General features: G+C 72.2%; 17 protein-coding genes. 12 read left to right on the top strand and 5 right to left on the bottom strand.

Annotation, left to right across the window (positions count from 1 at the left end; translation table 11 throughout):
• Positions 1-206: 206 nt before the first annotated feature.
• Positions 207-383 carry a hypothetical protein gene (locus tag AB0L75_RS11730; RefSeq protein ID WP_365178943.1) on the bottom strand — a complete coding sequence of 59 codons (177 nt, stop codon included), beginning with the start codon at positions 381-383 and terminating at the stop codon, positions 207-209.
• A gap of 225 nt (positions 384-608) precedes the next feature.
• Here AB0L75_RS11730 and AB0L75_RS11735 point away from each other — a divergent pair, with 225 nt between their 5' ends.
• From AB0L75_RS11735 to AB0L75_RS11750, 4 genes are all read left to right on the top strand, one after another.
• Positions 609-1,817 carry an NYN domain-containing protein gene (locus AB0L75_RS11735; RefSeq protein ID WP_365178946.1) on the top strand — a complete coding sequence of 403 codons (1,209 nt, stop codon included), beginning with the start codon at positions 609-611 and terminating at the stop codon, positions 1,815-1,817.
• 55 nt (positions 1,818-1,872) lie between these two features.
• Positions 1,873-2,886, top strand: a complete 1,014-nt coding sequence (locus tag AB0L75_RS11740; protein ID WP_365178949.1) for an ABC transporter ATP-binding protein — start codon at positions 1,873-1,875, stop codon at positions 2,884-2,886.
• A gap of 103 nt (positions 2,887-2,989) precedes the next feature.
• Positions 2,990-3,811: an ABC transporter permease gene (locus AB0L75_RS11745; protein WP_365178952.1), complete on the top strand. Its 822-nt coding sequence runs from the start codon at positions 2,990-2,992 to the stop codon at positions 3,809-3,811.
• 34 nt (positions 3,812-3,845) lie between these two features.
• Positions 3,846-4,487, top strand: coding sequence for an AAA family ATPase (locus AB0L75_RS11750; RefSeq protein WP_365178955.1), 642 nt, complete (start codon positions 3,846-3,848; stop codon positions 4,485-4,487).
• 17 nt (positions 4,488-4,504) lie between these two features.
• Here the strand turns inward: AB0L75_RS11750 and ybaK are convergent, their stop codons facing one another.
• The 4 genes from ybaK to AB0L75_RS11770 all read right to left on the bottom strand — a co-directional run bounded on the left by ybaK (position 4,505) and on the right by AB0L75_RS11770 (position 8,684).
• Positions 4,505-5,008, bottom strand: a complete 504-nt coding sequence (gene ybaK, locus AB0L75_RS11755; RefSeq protein WP_365178958.1) for a Cys-tRNA(Pro) deacylase — start codon at positions 5,006-5,008, stop codon at positions 4,505-4,507.
• Positions 5,009-5,069: 61 nt separating this feature from the next.
• The gene (locus tag AB0L75_RS11760; protein WP_365178961.1) at positions 5,070-5,810 is read right to left on the bottom strand and encodes an LON peptidase substrate-binding domain-containing protein; all 741 of its coding nucleotides are present in this window, start codon (positions 5,808-5,810) and stop codon (positions 5,070-5,072) included.
• 11 nt (positions 5,811-5,821) lie between these two features.
• Positions 5,822-6,910 (bottom strand): hypothetical protein, encoded by a 1,089-nt coding sequence (locus tag AB0L75_RS11765; protein WP_365178964.1) that lies wholly within the window; start codon positions 6,908-6,910, stop codon positions 5,822-5,824.
• Between the two features lie 196 nt (positions 6,911-7,106).
• Positions 7,107-8,684: an oxidoreductase gene (locus AB0L75_RS11770; RefSeq protein WP_365178967.1), complete on the bottom strand. Its 1,578-nt coding sequence runs from the start codon at positions 8,682-8,684 to the stop codon at positions 7,107-7,109.
• 163 nt (positions 8,685-8,847) lie between these two features.
• On the opposite strand from AB0L75_RS11770, the gene hisD reads away from it, so the two are divergent.
• The 8 genes from hisD to hisF are packed head-to-tail and all read left to right on the top strand — an operon-like array spanning position 8,848 to position 14,559.
• Positions 8,848-10,173 carry a histidinol dehydrogenase gene (gene hisD, locus AB0L75_RS11775; protein WP_365178970.1) on the top strand — a complete coding sequence of 442 codons (1,326 nt, stop codon included), beginning with the start codon at positions 8,848-8,850 and terminating at the stop codon, positions 10,171-10,173.
• On the top strand, positions 10,170-11,276 hold the full coding sequence (locus AB0L75_RS11780; RefSeq protein WP_365178973.1) for a histidinol-phosphate transaminase: 1,107 nt from the start codon (positions 10,170-10,172) through the stop codon (positions 11,274-11,276). Before hisD ends, AB0L75_RS11780 begins: the two co-directional genes overlap by 4 nt.
• Positions 11,273-11,866, top strand: a complete 594-nt coding sequence (hisB, locus tag AB0L75_RS11785; protein ID WP_031166423.1) for an imidazoleglycerol-phosphate dehydratase HisB — start codon at positions 11,273-11,275, stop codon at positions 11,864-11,866. The genes AB0L75_RS11780 and hisB overlap by 4 nt, the downstream gene beginning before the upstream one ends.
• Positions 11,867-11,870: 4 nt before the next feature.
• Positions 11,871-12,035: a hypothetical protein gene (locus AB0L75_RS11790; RefSeq protein ID WP_365178976.1), complete on the top strand. Its 165-nt coding sequence runs from the start codon at positions 11,871-11,873 to the stop codon at positions 12,033-12,035.
• Positions 12,026-12,676 (top strand): imidazole glycerol phosphate synthase subunit HisH, encoded by a 651-nt coding sequence (hisH, locus tag AB0L75_RS11795; RefSeq protein WP_365178979.1) that lies wholly within the window; start codon positions 12,026-12,028, stop codon positions 12,674-12,676. Before AB0L75_RS11790 ends, hisH begins: the two co-directional genes overlap by 10 nt.
• Positions 12,677-12,679: 3 nt before the next feature.
• Positions 12,680-13,405 (top strand): bifunctional 1-(5-phosphoribosyl)-5-((5-phosphoribosylamino)methylideneamino)imidazole-4-carboxamide isomerase/phosphoribosylanthranilate isomerase PriA, encoded by a 726-nt coding sequence (gene priA / locus AB0L75_RS11800; protein WP_365178983.1) that lies wholly within the window; start codon positions 12,680-12,682, stop codon positions 13,403-13,405.
• A complete protein-coding gene (locus AB0L75_RS11805) occupies positions 13,402-13,797 on the top strand; it encodes a RidA family protein (RefSeq protein WP_365178986.1) in 396 nt (131 codons plus the stop codon). The genes priA and AB0L75_RS11805 overlap by 4 nt, the downstream gene beginning before the upstream one ends.
• A gap of 6 nt (positions 13,798-13,803) precedes the next feature.
• A complete protein-coding gene (gene hisF, locus AB0L75_RS11810) occupies positions 13,804-14,559 on the top strand; it encodes an imidazole glycerol phosphate synthase subunit HisF (RefSeq protein ID WP_365178988.1) in 756 nt (251 codons plus the stop codon).
• Positions 14,560-14,573 lie beyond the last annotated feature (14 nt).

Consider the following 14,573-nt stretch of genomic DNA (forward strand, 5'->3'; position numbering starts at 1 on the left):
GCGAGGTCCGCATCAAACTCCAGGGCCCGCGCAAGACCACCGTGCTGCGCCTGGACCGGCACCGGGTCAAGCCCGACCCGGCGCTCTTCGGCGACTTGAAGGTGCTGCTCGGCCCCTCCTGCCTGGCGGGCTGAGACCGAGGAAGCGCGAAGGGGCGCACCCGATGCGGGTGCGCCCCTCGTGTGTGCCTGGGCTTCAACTGCCCTTTAGTTGTGGCCGAAGCTCTTCTGCTTCTTGCGAGCAACATCCGTGGGGTTGCCCTGGATGTGCGACACCGGCGACTCGTGTGCCTCGGACTGCCGCTGTGCGTTCTCGCGTGTCTGCTCGGGCTGCGACGCGCGGTTCTGCGGGCCACCCTGCTTGCGATTCTTGTTCTTGGCCATGGTGATCTGCCTCCTGTGGGGGATCTAGGGGCCAGGGCCGGGACCAGATTCACATACGCTGACATCACGCGCATGTCGGATAATTACCGTGTGTGACAGGGGTGGTGAGCGATCGGGATCCGCAAACGCCACGCCGAAGATCGAGTTCGGGCCGTTAACCTCTGCGCCGTCGGGCAGACTCGAAGGAAGTCCGAAGCAAGACCTCCCGGGAAGAGGGTGAGACGCGTGGACCGCTGCATCGTCCTGGTGGACGCCGGGTACCTGCTGGGTGCCGCCGCCAGCCTCCTCGCCGGTGAGCCCTCGCGGTCCCGGATCACCGTCGACCACACCGCGCTGATCCAGGCGCTGCGCGAACGTGCCGAGTCGGAGACCGAGCGGCCGCTGCTGCGTATCTACTGGTTCGACGGCGCCCCCGACCGCGTCCCCCAACCGGAGCATCGCCGCCTACGTGTCATGCCCCGCGTCACGGTCCGGCTCGGCGCTCTCACCCGCAGCGACGGACGCTGGGCGCAGAAGGGCGTCGACGCCGCCATGCACGCCGAGCTGACCGAGCTGGCCCGCAACCGCGCCTGCTCCGACATCGTCCTCGTCACCGGCGACGGCGATCTGCTGCCCGGCATGATGGCCGCCAAGGAACACGGCGTCGCCGTCCACCTGTGGGCCGTACAGGCCGCCGACGGCGACTACAACCAGTCCGAGGACCTGGTCGCCGAGGCCGACGAGCGGCGCGTCCTGGACCGCGCCTGGATCACCCAGGCCGTCCGCGCCAAGGAGCTGACCGGCGTCTGCGCCCCGCCGCCCGTGCCCCGGCCCGAGATCGCCGCGATCCTGTCCGCGCCGCTGCCCGAGTCCGCGCTCACCGCGGCGGCCGAGCGCCCGCCCGAGCCGGGCGCGCCCCCGGCCGCCGCGACGGGGAACGGCGTCCAGGAGCGGGCCGTCGGCAAGGGCGTCCCCACCCCCAAGGACCTCGCCGCGCTGCGCGCCCCCGGTGCCCAGCCCGTGCAGCACCCCGCGACCGCGACCCTGCGCTGGTCCTCCGACAAGGGCTGGGTGGACCGGCCGGGTGCCGTCACCGAACCGCCCGATGTCGCCGCCATGCCGACGCTCGCCCAGCTCACCACCGCCGAGCAGCGGTGGGCCGACCGCGAGGAGGACATCACCACCGTCGGCGGCGACCCGTACGAGGTGGGACAGGTCTTCGCCCGTCGCTGGATGTCCCGGCTCGGCGACCAGGGTCATCTGCAGAAGCTGTCGCAGCTGTATCCGCGCATCCCGCACCGCATCGACGGGGAGCTGCTGCGCTACGCCGCGCGGTTCGGGCTGCTCGCCCACAAGGACGACCAGATCGACGAGCACGACCGCTACGCCATTCGGGCGGGGTTCTGGCGGGAGATCGACGTACCGGCCGCGGCGGAGAGCGTGCCGGGGGAGTGAGCGGGACCGGCCCCAAGGGCGAGTAAAGGGCTCCGACCCCGTACTCTCGTCCCTTGTGAGTACGCGCGCGGCACAGGCACCTCGGTATGACGAGGTCGTACGCGTGCGCGGGCTCGGCAAGACGTACCCGGCCGTGAAGGGGCGCCGGGGCGCGCCCGGCACCCCCGAGGTGCGGGCCACCGACGGGGTCGAGCTGGAGGTGCGGCGCGGCGAGGTCTTCGGGCTCCTCGGGCCGAACGGCGCCGGCAAGTCCACCCTCGTACGACAGCTCACCGGGCTGCTCCGGCCGGACACCGGCAGCGTCGAGATCCTCGGGCACGACATCGTCCGCCACCCCGAGCGGGCCGCGCGCCTCCTCGCCTACCTCGGCCAGGAGTCCTCCGCACTGGACGAGCTGACCGTCTCCCTCGCCGCCGAGACCACCGGACGCCTGCGCGGCCTGGACGCAGGGCGGGCACGGGCCGAGCGGGACGCCGTACTGGAGGAGCTGGGGCTGACGCCGATCGCCGGGCGGGCGCTGAAGAAGCTGTCCGGCGGGCAGCGGCGGCTCGCCTGCTTCGCCGCCGCCCTCGTCGGCCGGCGGCCGCTGCTCGTGCTGGACGAGCCGACCACTGGCATGGACCCGGTGGCCCGGCGCGCGGTCTGGGCCGCCGTGGACCGGCGGCGCGCCGAGCACGGCACGACCGTGCTGCTGGTCACCCACAACGTCATCGAGGCCGAGACCGTGCTCGACCGGGTCGCCGTGCTCGACCAGGGGCGGGTCATCGCCTGCGACACCCCGGCCGGGCTGAAGGAACAGGTCGCCGGCGAGGTCCGGGTCGAGCTGGTGTGGCGGGAGCGGGCGCCGCTGGAGGTGCCCGAGGTCGCCGCGCTGCGCGAGCGCGCGGCGGAGTCCGGCCGGCGCTGGACGCTGCGGCTCGCCCCCGACGAGGCCCGCGCCGTCGTCGCCACCGTGACCGGCGGGGCCGCCTTCGCCGCCCTGGACGACTTCACGCTCGCCACGCCCAGCCTGGAGGACGTCTACCTGGCGCTGGGCGGCGCGGCCCGGCAGGGGCTGGTGAAGGCGTGAGCGCGGCGGCCGTGCGATGCGTATGGGTCGGTACGACTGCCGTAGGGAGCTACGCGACTGCCGCCGGGAAGGCGGCCGCCGCAGGGAAGAGGAGCAGCTCGACGTGAGTGTCGTACCCGCGGAGGTGCTGCCGGGCGGTGCCCCGGCCGTGCCCGAGACGGCACGGGGCGCGGCCGAACTCGGGCCGCCCGCACGGCTGTGGCCGTCGCTGGCGGCCGTCTACCGGGCGCAGCTGTCCCGGGCCCGGGTGGCGCGGATCCCGCTGCTGTTCGTGGCCACCTTCCAGTCCATCGGCATCGCCGTGATGATGCGGGGCGTGGTCGACAGCGGCAGCGAGGCCGAGTCCGTGGTGGCGGGTTCATCGGTGCTGGTCGTCGCGTACGTCGCGCTGAATCTGCTCTCGCAGTACTTCGGTCAGCTGCGGGCCAGCGGGGGGCTCGATCACTACGCCACCCTGCCGGTGCCGCCGGCCGCGGTGGTGCTGGGCGCGGCGGCCGCATACGCCTCCTTCACCGTGCCGGGGACACTGGTGACGGCCGTCTTCGGGTGCACGCTGTTCGGGCTGCCGATGGCCAACCTGTGGATCCTGGTGGCCGTGATCCCGCTCGCCGGGGCCGCGCTGTCCGGGCTGGGCGCCGCCTGCGGGCTGCTCGCACCGCGGCCCGAGCTGGCCACGCTGCTCGGGCAGCTGGGCATGTCGGCGGCGCTGCTGCTGGGTGTGCTGCCGGCCGACCGGATGCCGGGGATCGTACGGCTGGCGCGGGATCTGCTGCCGTCGACCTACGGCGTGGAGGCCTACGCCCGGACCTTCGGGGCACACCCGGACTGGGCCGTCGTCCTCGTCGACCTGGGAGTGTGCGCGGGTGTCGGGGTGGTCTCGCTGGCCGTGGCGACCTGGGCGTACCGCCGGGCCGCCGTCCGGTGACGCGGCGCACAGCGCGACCTGGCACGATGTCAGGGTGACCGCACCGCTGACTCCACCACCGCCGCCGCACGAAGACTCCCAGCACCAGCTCCGGCAGGCGCCGCCGCCTGCCGGGACGCCGGAGGGGGGCGGGTACGAACAGGACGGCCCCGGGATGAAGACCGAACTGCGGGATGCCGCCGTGATCACGGTGGCCATGGCCTTGGGCGGGGTGCTGCTGGGGCTGCTGTGGTGGTGGCTGGCACCGCATGTGCCGCTGGTCGGCGACCAGGTCGACAAGAGCTGGGTCGTCTATCTCAAGGACAGCGAGGGGGAGCAGGCGATAGGCGTGGACGGCACGTTCACCCTGCTGGGGCTTGCCCTCGGGGTCGTCAGTGCCGTCGTCGTGTTCCTGCTGCGGCGGCGCGGGGGCGTGCCGGTCGTCGTGGCGCTGGGGCTCGGTGCGCTGCTCGGGTCGCTGCTGGCATGGCGGCTGGGGGTGTACCTGGGGCCCGAGTCCGATGTGCTCGCGCATGCCAAGGACGTGGGGAAGGGGGTCACCTTCTCGGCGCCGTTGAAGCTGGGAGCGAAGGGCGCTCTGCTGGCTTGGCCGCTGGGCGCGTTGGTGGTGCATCTCGGGCTGACCGCGCTGTTCGGGCCCCGGGATCCCGAGCCGCCCTATCCGCACCAGGCGTGACCGCTGGGCGCCCGGCGTCAGCCCCGTCCGACGGGTGCCAGTACGGCGTTCGTCAGCTTCGCCAGATCTCCCGGGGCCACTTCCACCTCAAGGCCCCGCCGCCCCGCCGACACGCAGATCGTGTCGTGTGTCCCGGCCGAGTCGTCCAGTACCGTCGGCAGCCTCTTGCGCTGGCCCAGGGGAGAGATGCCGCCGCGGACATAGCCCGTGGTCCGCTCCGCCAGCGTCGGGTCCGCCATCGTCGCCCGCTTGCCGCCGACCGCGGCCGCCAGGGCCTTGAGGTCCAGGGAGCCGGACACCGGGACCACCGCCACCGTCAGGGCGCCGTCGACGTCCGCCACCAGGGTCTTGAAGACGCGGTCGGGTGACACGCCCATCGCTTCCGCCGCTTCCTCGCCGTAGGAGGGGTGGGCAGGGTCGTGGTCGTAGGAGTGGACCGTGAAGTCCACGCCGGCCGCCGCGAGGGCGACCGTGGCGGGGGTGCCCCCGGACTGCTGCTGCTTCTTCGACTTCTTCGCCATCCGTCTTCCCCAGCCGTCTTCCCTGGCGGTCTTCCTCAGCGGTGTCGCTCTGCCGTGCTGCTCAGTTCAGGCTCGTCGGCGTCCGCGTCAGCTCGAACGCCGGGAGCGACGGCAGATTACGGATGATCGCCGTCTCGGCGCGAAGGAGTTTCAGCTCGTCCCGGAGCCGGGACGCGGTGTCGGGCGCCTGGAGCAGCCGCTGCTTGGTCGGTGTGTCGTGCACCATCGCGGCGGCCACCAGGTACGACACCACGCTCGGGTCGTCCGGCAGTTCGGCGCCGGTGGACAGCGAGCGCTCGCGGGCGCCCGCCAGGCGCTTCTGGTACTGGCGGAAGGAGCGCAGCACCCCTTCGGCCAGCGCGCCCGCCTCGTCACCCGGATCCTCCGGAAGTTCCTCCAGCTCCGCCGTCAGGAACGGCCCGGACGCGTCGACGGAGAGCAGCCGCACCCGGGTCGTGCCGGTCGCCAGCACCTCGAACGTGCCGTCGGCCCGCTCGCGGATGGTCGCCGCGTCCGCCACGCAGCCCACCCCGTGGAAGGCCTGGAGGGGCTCCGGGCCGAAGCCCGCGGCCGGTCCCCGTTCGGGCTGTGCGGTGGGATCCGGCATACCGGGGGCGCTCGGCGCGACTTCGTGGCCGTCGCGGATGGCCACGACGGCGAACCGGCGCGGCTCCTCCTCCGGTGTCTTGAGCAGGTCGCGCATCATGGCGCGATAGCGCTCCTCGAAGACGTTGAGCGGCAGCACGAGACCCGGGAACAGCACTGTGTTCAGCGGGAAGAGCGGGAGACGGACGGTGGTCACGACGCCTCAGCCTAGTGGTCGTCGGCGCGGGCGTGTCCGCCGTGCTCGCCGAGCGGGACCGCGAGCCAGGTCAGCAGGCCCGCCGGGACGGGTCCGGGACCGGCCATGAGCAGATGCTCGCGCAGGCCAAGGAAGTGGCCGAGCGGGTCGTCGGAGAACCGGTCCCACGGGAAGGACGTGGCGTACGGGCCGATCAGCCGCAGCTGGGCGCCGGCGTCCTCCCAGCGGTCCAGGCGCATCAGGACGTACAGGAGCTTGTTGCGGATCTGGGCGGGCCACGGGTCGGCCGCCGGGAAGCGGGCGGACAGTTCGAGCGCCCGGTCGGCGGCGGCGTCCAGCCGGGCGCGCGGGATCTCGGGGCCGCAGCCGTCGGTCAGATAGCCGAGGGCCGCCCGGGCCGGCAGGGCCTGCACGAGCGAGTCGGCCGGGGAGTCCTGCGCGGCGCGGTCGGCGAAGTCGAAGCACTCCCGGTGCGAGGCACGGGGGGTGTGGGGGGTGTCTTTCCACCGGACGCAGCAGGAGTCGGCCAGGTAGCGCAGCGCGGCCACATGGCAGCCGTAGTGGTGCGGGGCGCGCCGGACGGCCGCCTCCCACAGCTCCTCGAAGTACCGGTGGCCGGCCCGGGAGCCGCGCGCATGGTCCAGCGCGATCCGCCAGGGCACCGGGTCGCGGTCGTCGGCGCGGGCGGCGGCGGTGATGAGCGGGCTGACCTCGCGCAGCAGCTCGGCGCGGGCCGGCGAGGGCCAGACGCGGTCCACCGCCAGCTGGGCCCCGACCAGCAGGGCACCGGGATCCTCCGGGGCGGCGCCGCGCCAGGCCTCGAACCACTCGGGGCGCGAGCGGGCGAAGGCGGCGAGGCGGCGTACGTACCGGTCGTGGTTCTCCCAGGCCGCCGCGGCGCGGGTGGCGGCCAGCAGGCCGGCCGCGGCCTCGTACTCGCCCCGGCCGGCGGCGACCAGCGCGGGCGAGAGCCGGTCGTCGGGCGCGTCGAGCATCGCCTCGTCCCCGGCCGGTGAATGACCGGAGACGAGGCGCGCGGAGCGTTTGGCCATCCGTGTGGGGCGGATGAACGAGGGCAGCAGAGCCATGGTGTCGACCATTGAAAGACCGCAGGTCGGCAGCGCGCCAGAGACTTGGGGGAAGTTGCGGAAAGTTGTACGGTCGCGGGTCAAGGACCGGCAAAAGGAGACTGGTCCGCTTTTGTGCCCCCGCGGTGCGGAAAATGCGGCCACTGTGTGGGAAACGGGTCAAGTCGGACTTCATCCCCGCCGCCGTGGCCGCCTGGCCCCCGGCCGTTCATCCTCGCCGCAGCAGCCGCGTGGCCCCCGCCGCCACCGTCGTCGCCAGTATCCAGCCGAGCAGGATCATCACGGCGGCCAGCCACTGCCAGCCCCCGCTCAGCTGCCACTGGCCGGTCTGGCCCAGGTCGATCACCGGCAGCAGCAGATCCAGCGTGAACAGGGCCGGGCTCCAGTACGGATGGCTGTCGTGGTTCATCGGCGGATGGTCCGCGTGCGTGAACGCCAGGGTGCCCGCCGCCCACAGCACCGCCATCCACACCGCGGCCCGGCCCGGCCGGTAGCCGTAGGCCACGGTCCAGTCCTGCACGAACCCCCAGACCTTGCCGGCCGGCGGCAGCGTCTCGCGGCGCCGGCGCTGCTTGGCGAGCAGTACCTCGCGTGCGTCCTCGTCCTCCCCGGCCGCCCGCAGGACGGCGGCCAGCCGCTCGTACGGCTCCGGGTTGTACTCGGCGGTGGCCGCCGCCACCCAGTCCAGGCGCCGGGTCAGCGGGAACGGGCCCCGCGGCACCAGGTTCTCGTACGTGAAGCCGCCCATGTGCAGACTGCCCGGCCCCGGCCAGCTGGCCGCGCGGTCCACCAGGTTGACGATCCGCGCACCGGACAGCAGCACCTGGCCGCGCTGCGGGGCGTCGCCGAGGAAGCGCAGCTCCGGCGTCTGCACCCGGCGCATCGACAGCACCTGGTCGTCGGTGAGGGCGAACCGCGCCCGCTCCAGGTCGACGGCGTCCCCGAACCGCCCGTCGTCCAGCCGCAGCCCGCCCCGGCACTCGAACGGCTGGATCCGCGTCCCGCGCGCGGGTGTCGTGCCGCTCAGCAGCGGGCTGCCCACGCCGGCCGGGGTCAGGTACAGGGTGCGTTCGACGGTCAGCTGGGGCGCGTTCAGGGCGTAGCGCGAGTACGGGTTGTCGAGCTTCGCGCCGCGCAGACTGAGCGAGACGCCGACCTGGGCGGCACGCAGGCTCAGTTCGCCGTGCGACTCCAGCATCTCCGCCTGCAGGTCCTGGCCGACGGTCATGCCGTCCGCCGCGATCGACCGGCCGCTGCGGTCGCGGTAGGCGACGGCCTGGTTGAGCAGCAGATCGGTGCCGATGTGCGCGTCGGTCAGCCGGACCCCGTTCTGGAAGCGGCAGCGCGGCAGATGCAGATCGCCCTCGGTGTGCACCCGGGCGGCCTCCAGCCGGGGCACCGCGCAGTCCACCATCCGCAGGGTCGTGAACCGGGCCTCCGGCAGCAGCACCTCGTCGTCGAAGCGGCAGCCGCGCAGCTCCACGTACGGCCGCACCGTGCCGCCGGAGAGGTCCAGCGTGCCGGTGATCCGCACACCGGTCAGCTTCAGCGAGGACACCCGGCCCGCGAGCGCGGGCGGGCCGTCCAGCAGCAGCCAGGCCACGATCCGGGCCCGCACCGCGCGCTCCGGGCCCCAGGGGTGGCCGCCGTGCGGATCGTCCACGACGGTGTCCGCGCTGCTCAGGTCGTACACACTGCCGTTGCGGAAGGCCTGCCACATGCCCGCCTCGGCCGCGGTCAGCTCGTCGGGCAGATCTCCGGCAACCAGGCCGGCCCCCTCGGTCACCTTTGTCCTCTCCTGGTCCAGTGCTTTCGTACAGCCGTTCATGCCCGCTGAGTGACGTCCGGAACACTAGACGTGAAGGTGATCTTCCGAGTTCGGCCACGTTCTGTATCAGCCATTGATACGCGCCACCGTCTCGCGACGCCGGTCTGAGAGAATTGGGACTGTGATCTCCCGAATCGATCTGCGCGGCGACGCCCTTCCCGAGGGCCCCGCCCTGCGCGACCTGCTGCCCCGAGCCGACTTCGACGTTCAGGCCGCCCTGGAGAAGGTGCGTCCGATCTGCGAGGCCGTGCATCATCGTGGCGACGCGGCGCTGATCGACTTCGCCGAGAAGTTCGACGGAGTACGGCTGGAATCCGTCCGTGTCCCGGCCCAGGCGCTCACCGACGCGCTGGCGGCCCTCGACCCGGCCGTGCGCGCCGCGCTGGAGGAGTCCATCCGCCGCGCCCGCCTGGTCCACCGCGAGCAGCGCCGTACGACGCACACCACCCAGGTGGTGCCGGGCGGCTCGGTCACCGAGAAGTGGGTGCCGGTCGAGCGTGTCGGGCTGTACGCGCCGGGCGGCCGCTCCGTCTACCCGTCCTCCGTGATCATGAACGTGGTACCGGCCCAGGAGGCCGGCGTCGAGTCGATCGCGCTCGCCAGCCCGGCGCAGGCCGAGTTCGGCGGGCTGCCGCACCCGACGATCCTCGCCGCCTGCGCCCTGCTCGGCGTGGACGAGGTCTACGCCGCGGGCGGCGCCACGGCCGTCGCGATGTTCGCCTACGGCACGGAGTCCTGCCCGCCCGCCAACATGGTCACCGGCCCGGGCAACATCTGGGTCGCCGCCGCCAAGCGCTTCTTCACCGGCCGGATCGGCATCGACGCCGAGGCGGGTCCGACCGAGATCGCGGTCCTCGCGGACGACACCGCCGACCCGGTGCACATCGCCTCGGACCTGATCAGCCAGGCCGAGCACGACCCGCTCGCGGCGGCCGTCCTGGTCACCGACTCCGTCGAGCTGGCGGACGCGGTGGAGAAGGAGCTGGAGCCGCAGGTCGCGGCCACCAGGCACGTCGAGGACCGGATCGTGCCCGCGCTGCGGGGCAGGCAGTCCGCGATCGTGCTGGTCGACGGCGTCGAGGAGGGCCTCCGGGTCGTCGACGCGTACGGCGCCGAGCACCTGGAGATCCAGACCGCTCACGCTTCGGAGGTCGCCGATCGCGTCAAGAACGCGGGCGCGATCTTCATCGGCCCCTGGGCCCCCGTGTCGCTCGGCGACTACGCGGCAGGGTCCAACCACGTCCTGCCCACCGGCGGCTGCGCCTGCCACTCCTCGGGCCTGTCCGTCCAGTCCTTCCTGCGCGGCATCCACATCGTCGACTACACGAAGGACGCGCTCGCCGAGGTCGCCCACCATGTGGTGACGCTGGCGGAGGCGGAGGACCTGCCGGCGCACGGCGCGGCGATCAAGGCTCGGTTCGGTTGGAAGGTTCCTGAAGGCAAGTGACCGGCATCGACGATCTCCCCGTACGGGACGAGCTGCGCGGCAAGTCCCCTTACGGCGCGCCCCAGTTGGACGTCCCCGTACGGCTGAACACCAACGAGAACCCCTACCCGCTGCCCGAACCGCTCGTCGAGCGGATCGCGGAGCGGGTCCGCGAGGCCGCCCGCGACCTGAACCGCTACCCCGACCGGGACGCGCTCCAGCTCCGCACCGAGCTGGCCAAGTACCTGACGAAGACCGGAAAGCACCCCCTCGGCATCGAGAACGTGTGGGCGGCCAACGGCTCCAACGAGGTCATCCAGCAGCTGCTGCAGACCTTCGGCGGACCGGGCCGTACGGCGATCGGCTTCGAGCCGTCGTACTCGATGCACGCGCTCATCGCGCGCGGCACCGGCACCGGCTGGATCTCCGGGCCCCGTGGCGAGGACTTCACGATCGACCTCGCCGCCGCCGAGCGGGCGATCGCCGAGCACAAGCCGGACGTCGTCTTCATCACCACCCCCAACAACCCCACGGGCAACGCGGTTCCGCCGGAGACCGTCCTCGCGCTGTACGAGGCGGCACAGGCGGCCAAGCCGTCGATGGTGATCGTGGACGAGGCGTACATCGAGTTCAGCCACGGCGACTCGCTGCTGCCGCTGCTCGAAGGCCGCCCGCACCTGGTCGTCTCCCGCACGATGTCGAAGGCGTTCGGCGCGGCGGGCCTGCGCCTCGGCTACCTCGCCGCCGACCCGGCGGTCGTGGACGCCGTCCAGCTCGTCCGGCTGCCGTACCACCTGTCGGCCATCACCCAGGCGACCGCGCTGGCCGCCCTGGAGCACACCGACACGCTGCTGAAGTACGTCGAGCAGCTCAAGGCGGAGCGGGACCGGCTGGTCGCCGAACTGCGCGCGATCGGCTACGACGTCACCGAGTCCGACGCGAACTTCGTGCAGTTCGGCCGGTTCGCGAGCGCCCACGAGGCCTGGCGGAAGATCCTCGACCGGGGTGTCCTGGTCCGGGACAACGGCGTACCGGGGTGGCTGCGGGTGTCCGCGGGAACCCCGGCGGAGAACGACGCGTTCCTCGACGCGGTACGGGAATTGAAGAAGGAGCTTGAGGCATGAACCGCGTTGGACGCGTGGAGCGCACCACCAAGGAGACCTCGGTCCTGGTCGAGATCGATCTCGACGGCACCGGGCGGACCGACATCGCCACCGGCGTCGGCTTCTACGACCACATGCTCGACCAGCTCGGCCGGCACGGTCTGTTCGACCTGACCGTGAAGACCGACGGCGATCTGCACATCGACTCCCACCACACCATCGAGGACACCGCCCTCGCGCTCGGCGCCGCCTTCAAGCAGGCGCTCGGCGACAAGGTGGGGATCTATCGATTCGGCAACTGCACGGTCCCGCTGGACGAGTCCCTCGCCCAGGTGACCGTCGACCTGTCCGGCCGCCCCTACCTCGTGCACACCGAGCCCGAGAACATGGCGCCGATGATCGGCGAGTACGACACCACGATGACCCGGCACATCCTGGAGTCCTTCGTGGCCCAGGCGCAGATCGCGCTGCACGTGCACGTGCCGTACGGCCGCAACGCGCACCACATCGTGGAGTGCCAGTTCAAGGCGCTGGCCCGGGCGCTGCGCTACGCGTCCGAGCGCGACCCGCGCGCGGCCGGCATCCTCCCCTCCACGAAGGGCGCGCTGTAACCCCATGAACAGCCTCTCGTCCCTGCTGATCGTCGTCGGTCTCTTCCTGGTCGGCGGGATCGTCTCCTTCGTCAAGCAGAAGATGCCCGCGAGCCTGATCGTGCTGCTCTCCATCGGCGCGGCCCTGTGCCTCGTCGCGGGTGTCATGCGGCTGGAGGTGTGGAATTGACCGCGGCTGCGAAGAAGGTCGTCGTCTTCGACTACGGCTTCGGCAATGTCCGCTCCGCCGAACGCGCCCTCGCGCGCGTGGGCGCCGATGTCGAGATCACGCGTGACTTCGACAAGGCCATGAACGCCGACGGACTGCTGGTGCCGGGCGTCGGCGCGTTCGCCGCCTGCATGCAGGGGCTGCGTGCCGCGCGCGGTGACTGGGTCGTCGACCGCCGGCTGTCCGGAGGCCGGCCCGTGATGGGCATCTGCGTCGGCATGCAGATCCTGTTCGCGCGCGGCATCGAGCACGGCGTGGAGGCCGAGGGCCTGGACGAGTGGCCCGGCACGGTCGAGCCGCTGCAGGCCGAGGTCGTGCCCCACATGGGCTGGAACACCGTCGACGCCCCCGCCGACTCGGAGCTGTTCGCGGGCCTCGACGCCGACGCCCGCTTCTACTTCGTGCACTCCTACGCCGTCCACGACTGGCAGCTGGAGGCGAACAACCCGGTGATCGAGGCCCCCAAGGTCACCTGGTCGACGCACGGCAAGGCGTTCGTGGCCGCCGTGGAGAACGGCGCCCTGTGGGCCACCCAGTTCCACCCCGAGAAGTCCGGCGACGCCGGCGCCCAGCTCCTCACCAACTGGATCGGAACCCTGTAGACCATGGCCAAGCTCGAACTCCTCCCCGCCGTCGACGTCCGTGACGGCCAGGCGGTCCGCCTCGTGCACGGCGAGTCCGGCACGGAGACCTCGTACGGCTCCCCGCTGGAGGCCGCCCTCGCCTGGCAGCGCTCCGGCGCCGAGTGGCTGCACCTGGTCGACCTGGACGCCGCGTTCGGCACCGGTGACAACCGCGAGCTGATCGCCGAGGTCGCGAAGGCGATGGACATCAAGGTGGAGCTGTCCGGCGGCATCCGCGACGACGCGTCCCTGGCGGCAGCCCTGGCCACCGGCTGCACGCGCGTGAACCTCGGCACCGCCGCCCTGGAGACCCCTCAGTGGGTCGCCAAGGTCATCGCCGAGCACGGCGACAAGATCGCCGTCGGCCTGGACGTGCGCGGCACGACCCTGCGCGGCCGCGGCTGGACCCGCGACGGCGGCGACCTCTACGAGACGCTGGAGCGCCTCGACAAGGAGGGCTGCGCCCGCTACGTCGTCACCGACATCGCCAAGGACGGCACCCTCCAGGGCCCCAACCTGGAGCTGCTGAAGAACGTCTGCGCGGTCACCGACCGCCCGGTCGTGGCCTCCGGCGGCGTGTCGTCCCTGGACGACCTCCGCGCCATCGCCGAACTGGTACCCCTCGGTGTCGAGGGCTCCATCGTCGGGAAGGCCCTGTACGCGAAGGCGTTCACCCTGGAAGAGGCCTTGGAGGCTGTGTCGTCATGACGTCCGAAGCCGTACGGCGCGTGCAGAGCGGAAGCCCCTGGGAAGAGAGTTTCGGTTTCGCGCGCGCCGTGGCGGCGGGGGACCGGGTGTCCGTGGCGGGCACCACGTCCTTCAAGGGGACGGTGCTGTACGGCGAGGGCGACCCGTACGAGCAGACCAAGGTCGCCTTCGGCAACGCCCTCGAGGCGCTGAAGGAGTTCGGGCTCGGCATCGAGTCCGTGATCCGCACCCGTATGTATCTGAGCCATGTGCGCGACGTCGACGAGGCGGGGCGGGCCCACAAGGAGCTGTTCGACTCCGTGCGCCCGTGCTCGACCCTGCTGGTGGTCGAGGGCTTCGTCGATCCGCGCATCCTGGTCGAAGTAGAGCTTGAAGCATTCAGAGGAGTCTGAGCAGCCATGACCCTGGCGGTCCGAGTCATCCCCTGCCTGGACGTCGACAACGGCCGGGTCGTCAAGGGCGTCAACTTCCAGAACCTGCGCGACGCGGGCGACCCCGTCGAGATGGCCAAGGTGTACGACGCCGAGGGCGCCGACGAGCTGACGTTCCTGGACATCACCGCGTCCTCGGGCAACCGGGAGACGACGTACGACGTGGTGCGCCGCACCGCGGAGCAGGTGTTCATCCCGCTGACGGTCGGCGGCGGCGTCCGCACGGCCGAGGACGTGGACAAGCTGCTGCGCGCCGGCGCCGACAAGGTGGGCGTGAACACGGCCGCGATCGCCCGCCCCGACCTGATCCGCGAGATCGCCGAGCGCTTCGGCCGCCAGGTCCTGGTCCTGTCGGTCGACGCCCGCCGTACCGAGTCCGGGTCCTTCGAGGTCACGACACACGGCGGCCGCAAGGGCACCGGCATCGACGCAGTCGAGTGGGCGCACCGGGCGGCCGAGCTGGGCGCGGGCGAGATCCTGCTCAACTCGATGGACGCCGACGGCACCAAGGACGGCTACGACCTGGAGATGATCGCGGCTGTCCGCAAGCACGTCACCGTCCCGGTCATCGCCTCGGGCGGCGCCGGCAAGCTGTCCGACTTCCCGCCGGCCGTCGCGGCGGGCGCGGACGCGGTCCTGGCCGCGTCGGTGTTCCACTTCGGGGATCTGCGGATCGGCGAGGTGAAGCGAGCGCTGCGGGAGGCGGGGCATCCCGTTCGCTAGTTCGAAGAGTCCCT

Source organism: Streptomyces sp. NPDC052101 (assembly GCF_040680235.1).
Lineage (GTDB): Bacteria > Actinomycetota > Actinomycetes > Streptomycetales > Streptomycetaceae > Streptomyces.